The 22,756-nt window shown below is 39.1% G+C and carries 4 protein-coding genes; 3 read left to right on the top strand and 1 reads right to left on the bottom strand.

Features of this window, described 5'->3' with window-relative positions; translation table 11 throughout:
• Window positions 1-43 precede the first annotated feature (43 nt).
• On the bottom strand, window positions 44-886 hold the full coding sequence (locus tag ACQFX9_RS00420; protein ID WP_427160214.1) for a hypothetical protein: 843 nt from the start codon (window positions 884-886) through the stop codon (window positions 44-46).
• Between the two features lie 1,173 nt (window positions 887-2,059).
• Between ACQFX9_RS00420 and ACQFX9_RS00415 the strand changes: the two genes are divergently transcribed.
• From ACQFX9_RS00415 to ACQFX9_RS00405, 3 genes are all read left to right on the top strand, one after another.
• Complete coding sequence (locus tag ACQFX9_RS00415; protein ID WP_427160213.1) at window positions 2,060-10,024, top strand: SDR family NAD(P)-dependent oxidoreductase; 7,965 nt, start codon at window positions 2,060-2,062, stop codon at window positions 10,022-10,024.
• A complete protein-coding gene (locus tag ACQFX9_RS00410) occupies window positions 10,021-21,684 on the top strand; it encodes an SDR family NAD(P)-dependent oxidoreductase (protein WP_427160212.1) in 11,664 nt (3,887 codons plus the stop codon). The genes ACQFX9_RS00415 and ACQFX9_RS00410 overlap by 4 nt, the downstream gene beginning before the upstream one ends.
• A gap of 114 nt (window positions 21,685-21,798) precedes the next feature.
• Entirely contained in the window at window positions 21,799-22,728 is a 930-nt protein-coding gene (locus ACQFX9_RS00405; RefSeq protein WP_427160211.1) for an SAM-dependent methyltransferase, read from the top strand.
• The last annotated feature ends 28 nt before the right edge of the window (window positions 22,729-22,756 follow it).

Raw genomic sequence — 22,756 nt, 5'->3', positions numbered from 1 at the left:
TCAGATTTAAAAAATTTACTTCTACTATAGAAACAATCAACTTCTAATTTGTATAAGCAGTAGTTACTCGTCCGACTAGATTACCCTCTTCCAAAATTGGCTGGGGAATTTCAGGTAACGGACGATCTTCAGGGAAGATATTATTCCAGATACTTATAAACTTTTCAGCCATATCTGGTCGATTTTGTTCAAGTAATTTCAGTTTACCTTGCAATTGAGAATGCAAATTTTCCAGATATATCTGCAACTTTTGAGGTGCTTCAGAACTGTAAAGGCGCACAAACATTCGATAGATGTTCATCACATTACGTTCTATATCTTCGTTATATGATTTGAGGTCAGACCTAATTTCTATAATTTGCTCTGCAAGTCGGGAGACTTGCAATATTTCTTGTTGATGATCAGGTTGGCCAGTTAACTTAAAGAATAGTCGAGAGAGAAGACCATAATCGAAAGACTTACCTAGACATACGGAATCAATATCGTCTGGTGTAGGTATCTTACCCAAGCAAAACTGCGTTTCTAAGTCGTAGTATGTTAATCCTTGTTGAATCAGGGTTTCTACTGCGTCATCCAATAATTTTAGCTGGTTTAATACGTTCCGTAGTACCGAACTGTGTTTGGTAATATCTTCATGAATTTCGTTATTTTCGTCAATCTGATAGATTGTAGCCTCGATGAATAGCAGTAGAGGCATGATATCAGCAATATCAGCTTCAGAAACACCATACAGTGGAGGTAAGTGATTTACCCAACTCTGAAGAAGTAGAATAGATTTTTTAATTGCTTTATATGAGAGAGTCGGTATTACTTCATTATTATTTGTATCTAGGTTAGATGTATGGTTGAGAATATCAACTTTTAGGTTGTACAGGGAAGTTGTCATTGTTTTATCTCAATTAAGAAACAGAAAAAGGATTATTTTATTTTTTGATTTTTATTATTAATTTGAAGGAAAAAGTTTTTTACGGAAAAATGTTTTTTGATAATTTCTCGTGCTTCAAGCCATTTGAGTACAAAAAACTATGTTTTTAATACAGAAATTAACTACTGCTAATTAAAATTAGCCATAGCAACTAGGGCGATCGCAGAAGATAGCCCTAATTCTCTTTGGTCAAATAAAAACTACTTTTTATGGGATTATAATGATTAATTCTTGTGACTGAGTAACTAGTGATCAGCACTAGAACTATAGCAACCAAGTCTACACCATAAGTGTTTTTGAAACAATAAGCGATTCAGATCCCATCTCATCTATCTTTCGTACTTTGATCGAGTTAAAAGCCATAATGCTTATATGAATTGAATTTTAACCATTTAAGTTTGTTGTAAATTTTTTTTGAGTAGTGAGCCACGCAACTATTTTTATGTCAAAGTTGCTTTTCTTCCTCAGTATCGTCAGTTCCAGTAAATAGCGATCGCTTGATTTTCCCTTTACCATCTTATAGCTTATTCTTATTATTGCAAGCATAAAACCTTGGATACTCAAATTTTTACTGTAATCATTGTGAATATTTTAATTAATGAAGACAGTTAAGATATTTAAGTCGTGATTTGGGATAGTTAAGTAAGTTAAGACATTTAAGTTAGACAGTTAAGACATTTAGTTAAAAACAATTTATTGGTATTGCATATTGACTTTAGTAGTGGGACTATATTATAAATTTGAAAATCAAAAAAACATGAGATCACATATATTACTCATGTAACGCTAATGTTACATAAATCGCAAAAATTACAGTCGAAGCCATACATAATCATCTATAAAAAACTTAACGATGTGATTGTTTATTCCGCAAGTCATACTATAGACTTGGGATGAAGCATTAGCAGGATGTACATCTATTTTTATTTACACGAAATTTTGATAATCAATTAATTTTCGTAAATCTACTAGATGGCTACTATCCTTGATGCAAAATCTATCTAAATTTATAGAAGAGACTAGTTTCAGCACCAGAGAATTCAAGTTATCAAGAATAATAAAGATAGGCTGTAAGGTTAGTAATAAACGATATTGAGTTGAGCATTTACTTAATCACTTGCCAAAAGGAAATATATGAATATTCCTCAAATCAAGAAGCTACTAGAAACTAATTTGTATGACCAATCAGATCAAGAATCGGAGCCGGAAGGAATATCAAAAAAATCAATTAGTTTTGGTGGGCCAGTAGAAGATAGTTGGCGGACGCTTCCAGAAGTATTGAGTGATGCTGCTCAGGATGAAAATCAAGGTATTACATATATTAGAAGTGACGGCAGCGAATATTTTCAGACTTATAAAGATTTATATAATGATGCTCTCGTTATTTTAGATGAACTTTATCGGCGCGGACTCAAGTTAGGGGATAAAGTCATATTACAAATCGGGAGAAATCAAGATTTTATTCCTGCACTCTGGGCTTGTTTTTTAGGTGGGATTATACCTGCACCTCTAAGTATCGCTCCCAATTATGATCTTCAAAATGCTGCTGTCAAAAAACTGGAAAATGTCTGGCAGATTTTAGATAAGCCCATTATATTAACAGATTGTGAATTAATTAGCGAAATAGAAAAATTAACTACTCAATCTCATCTCAAGGAATTGCAGGCAGTATCGATAGATGATTTACGCAGTCATCAATCTCTATCAAAGCAACTATCAACTCATGAATTACCTCATCTTGCACCACTAGATCCAGCATTATTACTATTTACTTCTGGTAGTACAGGTTTACCCAAGGGTGTGATGTTGCATCATCGCAACATCTTATCAATGACCGCCGGTACAGTGCGGATGAATAATTTTACACAACAAGAAGTTACACTGAATTGGATGCCCTTAGACCATGTGGGGGCAATAGTATTTTTAGGAATTATGGCTGTGGATTTGGCTTGTCATCAAATCCATGTGCCAATTGAACTAATTCTACGTCAACCACTCAAATGGTTAGACCTGATTCAAAAGTATCAAGCTACGATATCTTGGGCCCCTAATTTTGCATTCTCCTTAATTAATCAGCAAGCTGAAGAACTTAACCAATCTTGCTATGACCTCTCCTCAATCAAATTTTTAGTTAATGCTGGAGAACAAGTTTCAGTCAAAACTATTCGCTTGTTCTTAGAAATTCTAGAGAAACATCAATTACAGGATAGAGTCATTAAACCAGCATTCGGGATGACTGAATCTTGTTCTGGAATTACTTGGTCAGCAGGTTTAAGCAAAGATGAGCTGATAGAAGAAAATAGTTTTGTCTCTCTAGGTCGCCCGATTCCTGGAGCTAGTATTAGAATTATTGATCAAGATAATAATATTTTGCCAGAGAACGAAGTTGGCAGACTTCAGATTAAAGGCCCTTCTGTGACTGAAGGATATTATCAAAATCCTGAACTAAACCAAGAAGTTTTTCAGGATGGAGGGTGGTTTACTACTGGAGATTTAGGTTATCTACATAATGGTGAATTAGTAATTACTGGTAGAGAGAAACAAGAAATTATTATTAACGGGATTAACTACTTTGCCCATGAAATCGAAACAGCGATAGAAGAATTAGATGGTGTAGCTATTTCCTATACGGCTGCCTTTGCAGTTTTCGACCAAAACAAAGAAACAGATTTATTAGTCATTACTTTTAGTCCAGAATCCAATAATATTGAGGATGCGGTAAAAGTAGTTAGACAAATTCGCAGCCATTTAACGCAAAAAGTGGGAATTGCACCTGCTCATGTGATCCCTTTAGAGGCTGAGTTAATCCCTAAAACATCTATTGGGAAGGTTCAAAAAGCTAAATTAAAAAAAGATTTTGAGCAGGGATTATTTGATAATCGCATCCAAGCAATCAATGAATATTTAGCTAGCGATCGCCGAAAAAATGCCAGCTTACCGCAGTCGGAAAATGAACGCCAAATCGCCGCAGTTTGGTGTGAAATTTTACAACTTGATGCAGTAGGTCTACAGGATAACTTCTTTGAATTGGGTGGGAATTCTCTACACCTAATTCGCCTCCAAAACGAATTAGAACAACTCTTTGGTCGCCAGATACCTCTAACTGAAATATTTAAAAATTCTACAGTTGCCACATTAGCCCATTTCTTTACTGAAGAATCTAACTCCACAAAAGTTATCACCGAAAAAAGTCGCAAACGCGCCGCAAATCGTTCAAGTCACGATCATGACACCCATGATATTGCGATTATTGGGATGGCAGGGCGATTTCCTGGAGCTAAGAACATAGATAGTTTCTGGGAAAATCTCAAAAATGGAGTCGAGACAATATCCTTCTTTTCTGAAGAAGAATTACTAGAATCGGGAGTTTCTCCGCAACTTTTCCAGCAGCCTAACTATGTCAGAGCTAGACCGATTCTCGATAACGTCGAATCCTTTGATAGTGATTTTTTTGGATACACAGACCGAGAAGCAGAACTACTCGACCCACAACAACGTTTACTGCTGCAATGTAGCTGGGAGTGTTTAGAAAACGCTGGCTATAATCCTAACTCCTACGAGGGAGCGATCGGAATGTTTGCTGGAGCAAGTATGAACACCTACTTGATCAATAATTGCTATCCAAATCGCGGCCAATTAGACAGCAATGATGAGTTGCAACCCTTCACATTAGATTCTATGGGAGGGTTTCAAACGATGGTGGCTAACGACAAAGACTATTTGACTACGCGGATTTCCTATAAATTGAATCTGCGTGGCCCTAGTGTCAATGTCCAAACAGCCTGTTCCACCGGACTAGTAGTTGTACATCTAGCTTGTCAAAGTCTATTGAATGGTGAAAGTGACATGGCTTTGGCTGGAGCTGCTTCTATCAACTCTCCCCAAAAGATCGGTTATTTGTATCAAGAAGGTTTGATTGTATCTCCCGATGGCCATTGTCGCGCCTTTGATGACCAAGCGAATGGGACTATTTTTGGCAGTGGCGTTGGGGTTGTGCTGCTTAAGAGATTGAAAGACGCTCTAGCAGATAACGATCATATCTACGCTGTGATTAAGGGATCTGCCATTAATAACGATGGCGGGACAAAACTAGGATTTGCAGCACCTGGAGGGGAAGGACAAACTTTAGTAGCAGCCGAAGCACTAGCCTTTGCTGGAGTTGAAGCTGATACTATTGGCTTTGTAGAAGCTCACGGCACAGGTACGAAACTGGGAGACCCCATCGAAATCGATGCTTTAGCTAGAGCATATAGCACTGCAAATGAGGGAGAGTGCGCTTTGGGATCGGTGAAGACCAATATTGGGCATATGCAAATTGCTTCTGGTATTGTTGGTCTGATCAAAGCTGCTTTAGCTCTCAAACATCAAATTATTCCCCCGACTCTACACTTCAATACTCCCAACCCCCAGATTGATTTTTCCAAAACTCCTTTTTATATCAATACAGGAGCCATACCCTGGACTGCAAAGCAAGAAGATGGCAAAGAATTGCCTCGACGTGCGGGGGTTAACTCTTTAGGAATTGGTGGTGTGAATGCTCATGTGGTGCTAGAAGAAGCACCCGCCATTATTCCTCAGCCCAATGAAATTAAGCGTCCCCACCATATACTGACACTTGCTGCTAGAACAGAACAGGCTTTGGTGGATTTAGCAAAAAGCTATGCAGAATTTCTGGAAAACTATCCCGAAAGCGATATCTGTGATGTAGCATTCACCGCTAATACTAGCCGAGTTCACTTCCGCCATCGTTTGGCGGTAACTGGTTCTAAAATAGAGGATTTTGTTAGTAAATTACATCAGTTTGAACAACAAAATTTAGAATCAGTAATTCACGCACAAGTTGATGAAAAACAGCCTCCTAAAATTGCCTTTTTGTTCACAGGACAGGGTTCTCAATATCTGGGAATGGCTGCTCAACTTTATCAAACTCAACCAACATTCCGGCAAACTTTAGACCAATGTGAAACGATATATCAAGAACTAACTGGTAAATCTTTACTACAAGTCATATTTGCTAATTCTGATATAGATTTAAATCATACATCTTATACCCAACCTGCTTTATTTGTTATTGAAGTAGCACTGGCTCAATTATGGCGTTCTTGGGGTATTCAGCCGACTGCTGTTTTAGGTCATAGCTTGGGAGAATATGCGGCTGCTTGTTTTGCCGGGGTTTTTGATATTGCAAGTGGGTTAAAACTGGTTGTACAACGAGCAAATTTAATTGGTGAATTGCCCGCAGAACAAGGAGCGATGGCTTCCATTTTCTTAGATGAAAAATCTGTGCAGCAAGTGTGTAAAAATCAGGGAATAAAAGTGGCGATCGCAGCCATCAATGCCGAACAACACACCGTTATTTCGGGCGAACAAACCATCATTCAACACCTTTGCGAACACTTTACTAACACTGGCGTGAAAGTTCGCCAGTTAAAGGTTTCTCATGCTTTTCATTCACCACTCATAGCACCTGTATGCCCAGAATTTAGAAATACCCTGCAAGAGATTGATTTTGCTAAACCACAAATTCCTATCATCTCTAACTTAACGGGAGAAATTGCAGATGATAGCCTTTTAACTCCTGATTATTGGATTCAACATTTGCTGCGTCCAGTGCAATTTTACCAAGGAGTTTTGTCTCTCCAATCTCTAGGATGCGATACTTTTATCGAAATCGGCCCCCGACCTGTTCTTTTAGGGATTATTCAGTCATCGATATCATTATCTAATCCTCTGATATTACCGAGTTTACGCTCAGGATTTTCTGACTGGGAAGTTATATTAGAAAGTCTAGGTAAACTTTATGTGCGCGGTGCAGATATAGATTGGTTTAGCCTAGAAAAAGATTACCAAGCTAAAAGATGTGCTTTACCAACTTATCCTTTCCAGGAACGTCAACATTGGATTCCCTTAAAGACTCAACTCCCAACTTCCCAGGAATCTGCTGTTGTTAAGATGTTATCTCAAAAAGATACAGAAAGTTTAATCCAAACTTTAGTAGAAACTGGTAATTATTCAGAAACTGAAAAACAAACTTTATCGGTCATTGTTCAACAGTTAATTCAGCTACATCATCAAGATAAAGATAATTCTAATTTTGATAACTTACTTTATCAATTAGAATGGCTACCTCGGACTTTACTCGCGAACAAATTACAGAATTTAGCCACAATTAAAACAAATTTAGACTCTTATTTGTCAGAACAAATAAAATCTGCACATTTTTCAGGAGTTGCTTTAGCTTTTTCCCATATGGAAGAACTGAGTGCAGACTTCATTGTGCAAGCTTTAAAAGATTTGGGATTATGGCAAATAAATACTATCCTCTCTCCAGAAGACAGTTTAATTCAGGCTGGGATTAAAGAAGAGTATAGATTATTATGGCAGCATTGCTTAAGAATATTGGCACGAACAGGCATTTTAGAAAAGCAGGGTTCGGACTGGAAAATCATCAGTGAACCGCAACAATTTCACCCTGATTTAATATTAGATGATTTGATTGCTCAGTACCCAAATGCTGCTATAGAGTTAACGCTGTTTAGGAGAGTTGCTGCCAATCTCGCAGCTATATTTACAGGCAAGATTTCGCCTTTATCTATCTTATTTTCTCAAGATGAGCAAATTGGAGCAGAAGATTTTTATAAAAACACATCTTGGGCAAAAGTTCTCAATCTTGGTATTTCTAAAACAGTAGAACTTTTATTGTCAAACTACTCTACATTAGAACCAATCAGAATTTTAGAAATTGGTGCGGGAACTGGAGCTACTACTCATCAAATTCTCCAATCTTGTGCTGCTCGTCAAATTAGCTACACATTTACTGATATCTCACCATTCTTCCTCGAAACTGCCAAAGATACTTTCGCTCATCCCTGCATAGAATACAAAGTTTTAGACATAGAAAAAGACCCTGAACTTCAAGGTTTTTCACCTAAGTCTTATGATCTAATTATTGCGGCAAATGTATTGCATTCTACGCGAGATTTACAAGGAGAAACCTTACCTCATATTCGAGGTTTGCTGCGTCCTGGTGGACACTTATTACTGCTAGAACTGACTCATCAGTCGCGGTGGATTGATTTGATATTTGGTGTGACTCAAGGTTGGTGGCGTTTTAGCGATCGCAATTTACGTCCAGATCATCCCATTCTGGCACCATCTACTTGGCAATCTATTCTCAGAGAATCTGGTTTTGCTGAAGCTAAATTTATTTCTCCTGACGAAAAAATTGGTAGTCCTTTATTTCAGCAAAGTATTATTATTGCCCAAAATATCCAGGAAAACAGCAATATTTTGGGTAATTGGCTTATTTTGGCTGAGAATGAGGCAGATAATCTAGCTTTAGCAATTCAAGAGCAACTTACCAAAGATGCAGGATATTGTGCGATCGCTAATCCAGAACATAGCTTTGAGCTAGATACATCTTTGCGTGGAATTATTTATCTTGTGAATGCTGGAGAGAGCGATCAATATGAGTCTACTTTACGCGATCGCTCTCACCAGCTTTTAAATCTTCTCCAGGCGATTAAAAAAATACCTCATCCTCCCAAATTATTCCTCGTTACCCAAGGCGGTCAACCATTTGGATTAGAGCAACCGTCTTTTATTACTCAGTCTCCTCTGTGGGCGTTGGGACGCGTGATAGCGTTAGAAGAACCAGAACTTTGGGGGGGAATGATAGACCTCGACCCCCACGCCGATATTGCTCAAAATCTAGGTGCTTTACTTCTAGGACTGACAAATTCAGCTACAGAAGATCATCTGATGTTCCGCAAAGGTCAAGCCTACGTGGCGCGTCTTTCCCCACTGGAATCTCTACCTACAAAACCAGTCACCATCCAAGCTCAAGCCACCTATTTGATTACAGGCGGTATTGGTCATCTAGGTTTGCAACTTGCTCGTCATCTGGTTGATATGGGTGCAGAACACCTCATTTTGACTACACGTCGTCAATTTCCGCCGCGCTCTGAGTGGGATTCATCAGCCAAATTTGGGGAAATAATTCAACATCTCAAAACTTTAGAACAAAAGGGAGCATCTGTAGAAGTTTGTCAATCAGATGTGGGAGATTTTGAGCAGATGTCCCGCATCTTTACCAACATTCAAAAAACATCTTATCCACTCCGGGGTATTTTCCATCTTGCTGGAGTGTCAGGACGCAAAGCTCAATTGAGCGAATGTAAATTGGATGATATTGCTGAAGTTTTTCAGGCTAAAGTTCGCGGTTCTTGGAATTTGCATCAGTTATCTTTAGCAACTCAATTAGACTACTTTGTATTGTTCTCTTCCGCAGGTGCAATTTGGGGAGCTAAAGAGCAAGGTTTATACGATGCCGCTAGTCATTTCATGGATGCTTTAGCTCATTTACGTCGTCTTCAAGGATTAACAGCTACTAGTTTAAATTGGGCATTATTAGCTGGAAATGGCATAGTTTCTCAAGAATATGAAGATTGGCTCAAACAAATTGGGATGAAAGAAATTCCGTTGGATAAAGCTTTTACAGCCATGAATGCTATTATGGTATCTGGGAAAACACAAATTTTACTAGCTGATGTAGATTGGGCGCGCTTCAAAAATATTTATCAATCTAAAGGCAATAAACCAATTTTTGAGAAATTAGGAGAATACAAAAATTTAGCTAAGGAAATTCCACAGTCAAACTCTCCACGTCGGTTGCTAGAAGAAATTACCCCAGGAGAACGGCGAGAACATTTGTTTGCATATATTGGAGAACAAGTAGCGAAAATTTTAGGAAATAAACAGATACCAGACTCCGAAAAAGGGTTTTTAGAAATGGGGATTGATTCTTTACTTTCGATTGAATTGAAAAATCGTTTAGAGAAAGGATTGGAAGTTGCTTTACCGGCTTCTTTGATATTTGATTTTCCCAATATTAAAAGATTAGTTGATTATTTGGTGGAACAGGTGTTTGGTTGGCAGGTTAATGAGAGGCAAGGGGGCAGGGAGCAGGGAGTAGGGGGGAAAATCTCTCTGCATACTTCTCATCAATCTATGAATGTTGTTCCTATTGAGGAGGAGGTGAATGAGGATTTAGTTTTACAAGAGCTTGCAGATTTGGAGGCTTTTTTGGGTAATTCTTGATTTTTTTACTCACGCAGAGACGCAGAGGCGCAGAGGAAGGAGAAAAGATGGAGTTGGAGATATCAAGTAACGATAAGTCTGTCCAAGCTAGGGTGTTTAAGGCACTGAATGAGGCGAAGGAGAGATTAAAGGCTGTTGAAGCCCAACAAAGCGAACCGATCGCAGTTGTGGGTTTGGGTTGTCGTTTTGGTAAAAATATTTCCACTCCTGAAGCTTTTTGGTCTTTTCTCAAGGCTGGTGGTGATACGCTCACAGATTTACCTAGCGATCGCTGGAATATGTCTGATTTTTATGATTCAGACCGTAGTAAACCCGGCAAAATCTATGTATCTCAAGGCGGTTTTCTCGATGATGTGTCGATGTTTGACGCGCAATTTTTCGGGATTGCACCGAGAGAAGCTTTGCATATCGATCCCCAGCAACGGTTATTGTTAGAAGTCGGCTATGAGGCGTTAGAAGATGCAGGGATGGCTGCGCCTACTGCCAGAATCGGCAAAACTGGTGTTTTTATTGGCATCACAAACAATGATTATGCTCGTCTGATTGCACCAGGAAGAGATTACAGCACCATTGGTGCCTATCATATCTCTGGCAACCATATCAATGCTGCTGCTGGACGCATTTCTTATCTTTTGAATCTTAATGGCCCTAGCTTGGCTGTGGATACGGCTTGTTCTTCTTCTTTGGTGGCAGTGCATTTAGCTTGTCGTTCTTTGCGCGCTCAGGAATGTCGGCAAGCGTTGGTAGGGGGAGTGAATCTGATTCTTACGCCGGAAGTACCCATCGCATTGTGCAGAAATCAGATGTTAGCTGCTGACGGTAAGTGCAAAACCTTTGATGCAAGTGCTGATGGGTTTGGAATTGGTGAAGGTTGCGGAGTTGTCGTTTTAAAAAGGTTGAGTGAAGCCTTAGCAGATGGCGATCGCATTTGGGCGTTAATTCGGGGAACAGCTGTTAATAACGACGGTGCAAGTGGCGGCTTTACTGTTCCTAATGGGCCGATGCAGACAGAATTGATTCGTGAGGCTCTAGCTGACGCGCGTTTAAGTGCCGATATCATTGATTATGTCGAGGCTCACGGTACTGGTACATCTTTGGGAGATCCGATTGAAATTAAAGCGATCGCAGATGCTTTGTGTGTCAATCGTTCTTCATCCCAACCTTTGTTAGTCGGTTCTGTTAAAACAAATCTCGGCCATCTAGCGGCGGCGGCGGGAATTTCTGGATTAATCAAGACGATATTATCTATTTATCATGGCGAAATTCCGGCTCATCTCAATTTGCAAAAACCAAATCCTCACATTAATTGGGATAGCTTACCTCTCCATGTAGTGACAAAAACTCGTCCTTGGACTCAAGGTAATGGCAAGATAAAAGCCGCCGGAGTCAGTTCCTTTGGAGCATCGGGAACTAATGCTCATGCGATATTAAGCGAACCTCCACAAGTACAATCCCCAACTACAAATACATTTCCTGTATTAGTTACTTTGTCTGCTAAAGATGAAGAACGTTTGCGTTTATTGGCTGCTAACTTCGTTAATTATATCGACCAAAAACCGGAAGTTAATTTAACTGATATTGCTTTTTCTTTAAATACAGGTCGTTTTCATCATAAGCTGCGATTATCTTTATTAGTTGCCAATATCGCCGATTTGCAGCAACAACTACGGGTTTTTGCTAGTGGTAATCAGCGAGAAACTAATATTATTTACGGTGGGGTAAAAGCAAATACTAAAATTGCTTTTGTTTGCCATGAGGCAACAGCGATATTTGCAGGAATGTGGAAAGAGATTTTTGTCAATGATCCTGTATTTCGTGATGCTTTGATTCGCTGCGATCGCTTATTTCAAAATTATTTAAATTTCTCTACACAAGAGTTACTTGATAGTAATCGAGATATAGATAATCCCTTATATGTTCAACCAGCATTATTTACACTGCAATATGCTCTTTGTGAACTCTGGAAATCTTGGGGAATTTTCCCTTCTGCGGTTTTAGGTTCTGGCTTTGGTGAATATCTGGCTGCTCAACAAGCTGGAGTTTTTGCAATTGAAGATGCAGTTAAGTTGGTTGCAACTCGCGCTCATTTATTGAGCGAAGCAAATGGAAAAAGCGAATTTTCTGCTCTGAAAAAAGTAGCTGAAGAAGTTATTTATAGTAGCCCCCAACTCACTTTGATTGCTAATAATGGTGAAGTTGCGAATAATGCTATTAAAACATCTGCTTATTGGGGACAACAGTTACATCAATCAGACAATGTTGCCCAAGGAATTGTTACTTTGCAGCAGATGGGCTATCAAATATTTCTAGAACTTGGCAATCAGCCCATCAATAATATTGAGCATAGTAACTTACCCGCCCATGAAATCCTGAATTTATGTAGTTTAGCTAAAGATGGTAGTAATTATGAACAAATCCAAACAGTCATAGCTCAACTGTATGTAAGAGGAGTAAATATTAATTGGCAAGAATTTCATCGCTCTCGCTCAGGGCAAAAAATTAGTTTACCCCATTCTCCATTTATCCGCAAACGCTACTGGGTAGACTCTGCTAATAAATCTCATCATAATCACTCTGGACATCCTTTACTTGGCGATCGCTTCTCCTCTCCTCTATCTTCTATTCAATATCGAGCTAGTATTAGTCAGCACAACCCAGCATTTTTAGCAGAACATCAAGTTTTTGGTAAACCGATATTTCCTGGTGCAGCTTTTATTGAGATGGCGTTAGCTGCAACAGAAAGCCCTGTAATTTTAGAAGATATCGATTTTCAAAAAGCATTATTGCTGCAAGATAAAGCAGATACCTTACAGTTAATCATTGACAAAAATAATTTTCAAATCTATCAGCAAAGTCACAATAACTGGGATGTACTGGTTACTGGAAAAATTGAACAATTAAAATCATTAGATGTAAATCACCAGAATCTAGAACAAATAGCAGCTAATTGTCCAGAGCAGGTTGAGATTAATTCATTTTATGAAAGATATCAAAAATCGGGAGTAAATTACGGTAATAGCTTCCAGATTATTCATAAAATTAAACGTGGTAAAAATACCGCATTTGCTCAAATTAAGTTAACAGAGATTCAACTTTTAGAGGCAAAGAACTATCATTTTCATCCAGTGATGTTAGATGCCTGTTTTCAGGCGATCGCTGCGATTTTATTTCAGCAAGAATCATCTGTAACTTATGTCCCAGTCCGAATTGCTAAATTTCAATTCTTCAAGTCTCCAGGTGATATTGTCATCAGCGTAGCTCGACTAACTAACAATTCTGATAACTACATTATCTCTGATATTGATATTTACTCAGAACAAGGTGAGCTACTAGTAGCAATTACAGGATTTGAACTTAAATCTGTTCAAAGTCAAGAAATTATCCGTCCTCAAATTCAACCACAGTCTTATATAGAAGAGTGGGTTACTCTAGCACCATTGTTACCCGATGGTAGAGATTATTTACTAAATCCTGATGCCATTAAAACTCAAGTTAAACCACAGCAATTAGAACAGCAATTAGCCGATAAATTGCGCCAATACGAACGCTTGCTTGCAGAAATGGAAACTTTAAGCGTAAGTTATATATGGGAAGGTTTAAAAGAGCTTAACTGGCAACCACAATTAGGTAAAACTTATCAAGAAGAACAGATTGCTGCTCAAGGTGGAGTAGTTGAATTTTATCGTCCTTTATTATCGCGGTGTTTAGAAATTCTCGCTGAAGAAGGAATAGTTACTCAGCAAAAAGATGGATGGTTATTAGCAAAAGAACCAAGTAAATCTTCACCTCAATTAAAAATTCAACAACTACAAAGCGAGTATCCCGATTACCTTGCAGAAATTAATTTGATAGCACGTTGCGGTTCAGCTTTAGCTGCGGTAATGCGTCGCCAAACCGAGCCATTAGAACTACTATTTCCCCAAGGCGATTTGAATGCGATCGCATCTATATATTCTGATGCGCCTGGTGCTAAGTTGATGAATGAATTAGTCGCAGCCACAATTAAAAATGCAATCGCAAATTTACCAGCAAATCGACAGTTACGCATCCTCGAAATTGGCGGCGGAACAGGCTCAAGTACCGCAGCAATTTTACCAAACTTACCTCCAGAACAAATTGAATACACATTTACCGATATTTCTTCTAGCTTTTTAACCAGAGCCAAAGAAAATTTCAGTCATTATCCCTTCATTAAATATCAAACTTTAGATATAGAAAAAAATCCCATCACTCAAGGATTTTTCCCTGGTTATTTTGATATTATTATCGCTGCTAACGTCCTTCATGCCACAGTCGATATTAACGAAACACTACATAACGTCCGTTCTTTACTAGCTCCTGATGCCCTACTCATACTATTAGAAAGTACTGGAGCGCGTCGTTGGGTAGATTTAACCTTTGGGTTAACAGAAGGATGGTGGTTATGCAGTCAAGATCCGCACCGCAATGGTTATCCATTAGTAGATACAAAACATTGGCAAAACTTACTCGCCAAGTATCAATTTACTGAAATTAACATCATCGAACCAAGCAACCCAGAGACACACAACCTATTAAAACAAAGTGTCATCATCGCCAAAAATAACCTTTCTACCCTCTGCGCCTCCGCGTCTTTGCGCGAAATAATCTTTACCGACACAAAAGGAATAGCCCAAACCTTAGTCACCCCATTCCAACAGCGAGGAATTACTTGTTCTCTCATCTCCCCTCAAGACATTAACCCCGATAACCCCGACGATTATCTATCACTATTACAAAACCTGATAACACCAGAAACGCGTGAAATCATCTACCTCTGGCCATTACAAGAAATAGCAGGCGAAATTTATCACGCAGTAGAAATTCATTGTAAACGTTTTCTATTTCTACTTCAGGCATTATTACAACAAGAAAATCCCCCCGCACTTGTTCTTGTCACTCAAGGTTCTGTCCCCGCCAAAGAAATCACAAGCTTAACTTCTCCAGCACAATCTTCCTTATTAGGAATCGCTTTAAGCTTAGTTCTAGAGCATCCCGAACTCAATTTTAGAGCCATTGATTTAGATCCTCATACACAAGATTTAGGAGAAAAACTATTTAGAGAAATCTACCACAACACCCAAGAAAACCGCATCGCTTTGCGCGATGAACAACGCTTCTGTCCCCGTTTGGTAGAGCGTAAATTAGCAGACGGAAACATCAATTTCCGTCACGACGGCTTTTATCTAATTTCTGGTGGTACAGGCGGGTTAGGTTTAGCTACTGCCCGATGGATGATAGAATGTGGCGCGCGTCATTTAGTATTGTGCAGTCGCAGTGGTACAGCAGCCCTCACTCCTGAAATTTTAACAAGTCTGCAATCCAGCAACGCAGACATCCAAATTAAAGATGTTGATGTCACAGATGGCGAGAAACTGGACACCTTACTAGAAGAATGCCGATCGCAGTATCCAGTGCGGGGAATTTTCCACATCGCCGGCACTTTAGACGATACAACATTACTGCGACTGACACCAGAACGATTTAACTATGTTCTTGCGCCCAAGGTGAAAGGAACTTGGCTACTGCATCAATTAACCCTGAATGATCCTTTAGATTTCTTTGTTTGTTATACCTCGGCTGTGTCGCTTATTGGCTCGGCGGGACAAGCTAATGCTGCGGCTGCTAATGCCTTTGAGGATGCCTTTACCTACTATCGTCATGCACATAATTTGCCAGCTACAGTCATCAACTGGGGGCCTTGGAGTGAAATCGGTGCAGCAGTCGATCGCAACGTCTTAGAAAGATTAGCCGCTAAAGGTTATGATGCGATCGCACCTGATTTAGCACTCAATACTCTAGAAAAAATTCTGTTTAATCAGATTCTACGTGCTGGTGTAATTGCTATTGATTGGCAACGTTTTCCATACATTAATCAAAGCTTTTATCAAAACTTCTTACCCCAAATCAAACCTAAATCTCCAACTGCATCTAATATTTTAGAACAGTGGCAAACCGTACCTGTAAAACAGCGTCGTGATTTACTTATCCGCCATATTAGTTTACGAGTTGCCACTGTTTTAGGACTATCAACAGATGAAGTATCTCCCCAGCAAGGCTTTTTTGATATGGGGATGGATTCTCTCACTTCTACAGAACTTCGCAACCTTCTACAAACAGATTTTACCTGCTCTCTCCCCACAACAATTGCTTTTAGATTTCCCAATGTGGAAACTTTAGCTGATTATTTGTTGCGGGAAATTTTAATTACCTCCAAGGTGCAGAATCCTGCACAAAAACTAATACAAGAAGTCCCCCAAATCCAAATTGAAAAATCTCCTCCAGAAAAACCACAACCAGAAGAAGATCCAATTGTGATTGTGGGGATGGCTTGCCGATTTCCTGGCGGTGCGAATGATTTGGAATCATTCTGGCAACTGCTAGAACAAGGAAAAGATGCCGTGAGAGAAGTTCCGAGCGATCGCTGGGATATGCAAGCATGGTATCATCCCGATCCAGATACACCAGGAAAAATCTATTCTCCTTACGGAGCATTTCTAGAGCAAATAGATCAATTTGATGCCGAATTCTTTGGCATTGTCCCCCGCGAAGCTGTCGCCATCGATCCTCAGCAACGCCTACTATTAGAAACAACTTGGCAAGCTTTAGAATCTGCTGGACAAAACCCCCAACAGTTACGCAACACTCAAACAGGGGTTTTTGTGGGGGCGATGACTCAAGACTATGCCCAGTTGAGTTACGCGCCAGAAGCAATCAACGCCTATACCGGTTCTGGAACTTCTGTGAGTGTAGCAGCCGGTCGTCTTTCTTATGTACTGGGCTTGCAAGGGCCATCAATGACGGTTGACACTGCTTGTTCTTCTTCTTTAGTAGCAGTACATCTGGCTTGCAATGCTCTACGTAATGGTGAGTGTAACATTGCCTTAGCGGGTGGAGTGAATATCATTTTAACTCCGGTAATTTCCTTAATTGAAAGTCGCGCCCATATGCTAGCACCTGATGGACGTTGCAAGACTTTTGATGCAAGTGCTAACGGTATGGTGCGGGGTGAAGGTTGCGGGATGATTGTTCTCAAGCGGTTGAGTCAAGCCGTGAAAAATGGCGATCGCATTTTAGCTAAAGTCCACAGTACAGCTGTGAATCACGATGGCCCAAGTAGTGGCTTGACTGTACCTAATGGTGATGCTCAGGAAAAATTATTACATCAAGCATTAAAGGCGGCGAAACTTAAGCCAGAGCAAATAGATTTTATCGAAGCTCATGGTACTGGGACAGCTTTAGGCGATCCTATAGAATTAGAAAGTATGGCTGCGGTATTTAGCCAACGTCCTCAAAATCGACCTTTAATTATTGGTTCCGTCAAAACTAATTTAGGACATTTAGAAGGAGCAGCCGGAATTGCTGGGTTAATTAAAACTGTTTTAGCCCTACAACACCAAAAAATTCCTCCCCATCTCCACTTTCAACAACCCAACCCCCGTTTTGATTGGAGTTCTCAAATTTTTGAAGTTCCAGTACATGGAAAAAATTGGCATCCTAGCCAACGAGAACGCATTGCCGGAGTCAGTTCTTTTGGATTTAGTGGTACTAATGCTCATATTATTGTTGGAGAAATTACATCTAATTCTCCACAACCATCTGAAAATAAATTTTACCTGCTGCCGCTTTCGGCTCGTTCTCAAAAATCCCTCAAAGAATTAGCAAAAAATTATCAATACGCTTTCAATGAATCTATTGATTTAGCCGATGCTTGTTTTACTGCCAGTACAGGCAGGGCTATTTTCCGGCAGCGATTATGTGTCTTAGCTGACTCAAATACTACAGCCGAAAAAGCACTTGCTGATTTCCAAAAAGGTGAAGATTCTGATAATTTAATTACTCCACTTACATCAGAAACTCCCACAAAAGTAGTTTTCCTATTTTCAGGACAAGGTTCTCAATATTCAGGGATGGGACAAACTCTTTACAACCAAGAACCCGTCTTTAAAAATACTCTGGATCTTTGTGACAAAATCCTGCAACCCATTTTAGGAAAGTCGCTCTTGGATTTAATTTTTAACTTGGAAAAGAGCGAACAGCTAGAACAGACTCAAATTACACAACCAGCCCTGTTTTCATTGGAATACGCACTTGCGAAATTATGGCAATCTTGGGGAATACAACCTGCTGCACTTTTAGGACACAGCATTGGTGAATATGTCGCCGCTTGTTTAGCAGGAGTCTTTTCTTTAGAAGATGCTTTGCAATTAGTCGTCCAACGCGGTCGCTTGATGGGAGAACTACCGCATAATGGAGCAATGGCTGCAATTTACGCTGATTATCAAACAGTAGTAGATCATCTGACTCCCTATGGAAATCAAGTCAATATTGCCGCAGATAATGGTGCAATTAATGTCATTTCTGGATTGCGTGAAATTGTTGAACAACTAGAGCAAACTTTTATAGAGCAAGGTTATAAAACTAGACGTTTGGCAGTTTCTCATGCTTTTCATTCTCCTTTAATGGAGGCAATACTTGATGACTTCGCCAAGGTTTTATATAAAGTTGATTTCCATGAACCAAGCTTAACTATTATTAGCAATGTCACAGGTAAACCAATTGGTCAGGAAATTACTACGCCTGATTATTGGCTGCGCCATCTTCGCAATACTGTACATTTTGGTCAAGGATTTCAATTTTTAATTGATAGTGGTTATCGTCATTTTTTGGAGTTAGGTTCAAAGCCTGTGTTAATGGGTATGGCGCGGCTAACTTATCAAAGCAAAGAAATATTATGGCTACCCAGCATTGTACCTGGGCAAGATGAACAGGCACAGATGTATAGAAGTTTGGCGACACTTTTTGTTAATGGCTATTCTATAGAATGGACAGAGGTATTTAAGGAAGGAAAGCGAATTGATTTACCCACTTATCCTTTTCAACGAGAACGTTATTGGCTATCTAATTCCCAATTTTCTGTAAGTGATATTAAAACTAAACTGCATCCTTTTATTCATGAGGTTAAAAAGCTAGCTACGGGAGAAATTATTGTTGAGGGAGAGATAAGTTCTGAGTATCCAGATTATCTGGAAGGACACAAGGTATTTGGGAAAATATTGTTTCCGGCTACGGGTTTTATTGAAGCGATTTTAGTAGCTAGTCGGCAAATATTTGGTAATGATTTGGCGATTATTCAAAATGTTTCTATTCATCAGGGTTTAGTTTTATCTCAATCTCAAACTAAATTACAAATGATTTTTAAGCCTAAAAAATCATCTGGCTATGGTTTTGAAACATTTAGTAGTGATGCCTCACACAATAACTGGATTCTGCACGTAAGTGGAGAAATTAAACCCAATAATCTAAAAACACCTACATCTGTGAATAATTGGTCTGATATAGAAGGAGAATCTGTAGATATCGCCAGATTTTATCAGCTTTATGAGCAGATGGAAATTAGCTATGATCAGCGTTTTCAAGCTATTCAAGAACTCAGTTATTTCAGCAGTGGTTCTCAGGCTAAGATTAGTATCGATCGCAGTTTGGTAGATCGGCGATATCGTCTGCATCCTGTGCTGTTAGATGCTTGTTTACAAAGTATTGGTGCGGCTTTCCCAGAAATTCATGGAAAGGAATTGCATTTACCTTATGGTTTCTCTTCATTAGAAGTATTTGGCAATCCTGGTACTCAAGCTTGGACGCACATTGAGATTAAATCTAATACTGATGGTGAAATGTGCGTAGATGTGGAGATTTACGATGAACAAGAACAGCTTTGCGCTCGATTTACAGACTTAACCGCACGGCGGATTAATCCAGCAGTTTTACAACGTTTATGGCAAGAAACCGAAAACAATTGTTTTTATCAAATTCAATGGCAAAAGCTTGATGCAGTTCCAACTATTACAGGAAAATCCCGAAATTCTTGGTTAGTGTTTGTACGTCCTAGCACAGCTTTGCAGCAGTCGATTGATTTATTGCAAAAATCTGGAGAAAGAGTTATTACTGTAGAACTTGGTGATGATTATAAATGTCATTCTCCAGAAAGTTTTGTCGTCAATCCATCTCGAAAATCTGATTTTCAATATTTATATCAAGAAGCATATCCATCGGGTGAATTTCCTACAGGTGTGATTTTTATCTGGGAAACTGTACCTCATGAAGCAAGTGCGGAGACAGTTTACAACAGTTGTAATGCTGTATTGCACTTAATCCAAACTATTACAGCCAATGGTAAAAACTTGCCTGATTTATGGTTAGTAACTCGCGGTGCAAATAAAGTGCTAGCTGAAACTAATTTGCAACCTCAACAATCACCGCTTTGGGGATTAGGGGCAGTAATTAATCATGAATATCCCAAAATTCGTTGTGTATGTTTAGATTTACCAACAACTGTAGAATCTCATGAAGCTGAATTTTTATTCAACGAATTTCATGCTGCAAGTGATGAATCACGCCTAGCTTTACGCCAAGGAAATCGTTATGGAGCAAGGTTAGTATCGGCAACAATTCCCGCAGCTAAAAAACAACAATTAGTAAGCACAGAGGGAGCTTATTTAATTACAGGTGGTTTGGGTAAACTTGGCTTGCTAATGGCTCAGTGGTTATCACAAATGGGAGCTAGTCATTTAGTTTTGTGTAGTCGCAATGTCAAATCTCCACCAGAAGCGATCGCCTCATTAATTGAAAGCGGTACACAGATTACAATTGTCAATGCTGATATTACCTCAGCCGCAGATACGGAACAGCTATTCTCCCGTTTTGGTGCAGATTTACCCCCCTTACGTGGAGTCATTCACGCGGCTGCTGTCTTGGATGATGGGCTTTTAACTAATCAAAATTGGGAAAAATATCAAAATGTAATGCGTCCCAAAGTAGAAGGCACTTTACTATTAGACCACTACACCCGCAATTTATCTTTAGACTTTTTCATAGCCTTTTCTTCTGCTGCTGTGATTCTCGGTTCACCGGGACAAAGTAGTTATGCTGCTGCGAATGCTTTTATGGATGCTTTAATGCAGCAACGACAAAGTTTAGGATTACCAGGTATTAGTATCAATTGGGGAGCATGGGATACAGGAAATGAAATTGAAAAACAACGTTTTGCTAATTGGGGTATTCAAAGTATGTCTGCTGACACCGCTATCCAATATCTCAGTGACTTAATTCTTAGCGACGTTGAGCAAGGAATTATTCTTGATATTGATTGGGCTACTTTTAATCAATCTTTTAACATTAATCAACCATTCTTTGCCGAAGTAATTACAACTAAGGAAGACAACAAAAATGCAAAATTATTAGAAAAATTAAAATCTCTACCTATAGATGAGCGAGCCGAAAATTTATCTCAAGGAATTGAGCAAATTTTACGCGAGGTTACTGGATTATCTGCTAGTAGTGTGATTCCTCAGTATACCTCATTTTTAGAGTTGGGTTTAAACTCATTAATGGTACTAGAATTTAAAAATCGGCTAGAAACTAATCTAGCTTGCTCTTTACCTACATCCATAATCTTTGATTATCCTAATATTGCAAGCCTCAACATTTATTTGCAGAAAGAAGTGTTGGCAGATTCTATAGTTTTTGAGATAAAAATAAATGACCCTAGTGATATTTTAAATCCTTACGAAAGTCTCAATGAAGATGAGTTAGCTATACTACTTAATCAAAAGTTAGCAGAGCTTGAGGAATATGGTGATTAAAACAATTCGCAATTACTTTTTGTGACGGTAATTTAACCACCCAAAGGTTGTTAAATATTCAAGATAAATTTCAGTGCAACGAGAATTTTAATTAATAAATAGGAGAGTAAAGTCTTGGAAAATATTGGTAAAATCCCCTTCAACTATGAATGGCGAAATCGCTGGATAATCATCAAAGAATTTATCCAGAATCCACTGCAAGAACTCTGGTTTTTACGAGATAAATTTGAGGTATCTGAACTTTACACTAGGATAGCTAAACGAGAGCGTGATCTTCACGACCCCAATGTTCCCCAATGGCTTAACTTTGGCTATTGGCAAGAAGAAACGACTTATAACGGAGCTTGTGCTGCTTTAGCCCGGAAATTGGGAGAAATTGCCGAACTTCGTCCTGGAGACAAAGTTTTAGATGTCGGCTTCGGTTTTGCCGAACAAGATATCCTCTGGGTGCGTGAAAACAATGTAGATGCAATTACTGGAATCAATACGACAGAGATACAAGTCGAAATTGCTCAAGAACGAGTAGCTAAGGCGGGATTAGCTGAACGCATAAATCTTCAACTTGGCTCGGCAACAAACATTCCTTGTGAGGACAATTCTTTTGATAAAGTTACAGCTTTAGAATGTGCTTTTCACTTCAATACTCGTGAGGACTTTTTTGCTGAAGCATTTCGAGTTTTGCGCCCTGGTGGAAAGTTAGCATTAGCAGATTGTCTGCCAAGAGTGGGACGAAATATTGACTTTTGGTTGCGCGTCAATAGCAATAAAATGTGTATTCCTTTCGTCAACCAATATGACCGCAATATTTATGTTGAAAAACTTAAACAGCATGGATTTGTAAACATCCAAGCTATATCAATCAGTGAATATGTTTGGCCTGCTGCTGTGCGTTACTTTGCTGAGGCTAGTAAAGGCATCAGTAAACACGACATGGTGATTAATCTCCAGCAAGATAATCCAGGACTTGAGGCTTGGTCGAGAGATAGAGGTTGGTTTATGGCTTTTGATGATTATCTCTTATTTTCAGGGGAAAAACCCGATTAGATATTGCCAGAAAATCAAAAAATCGCGG

The organism is Aliinostoc sp. HNIBRCY26, assembly GCF_050235535.1.
Lineage (GTDB): Bacteria > Cyanobacteriota > Cyanobacteriia > Cyanobacteriales > Nostocaceae > Trichormus.
Note: the sequence above shows the minus strand (reverse complement) of the source record. Positions and strands in the feature narration are given on the sequence as shown.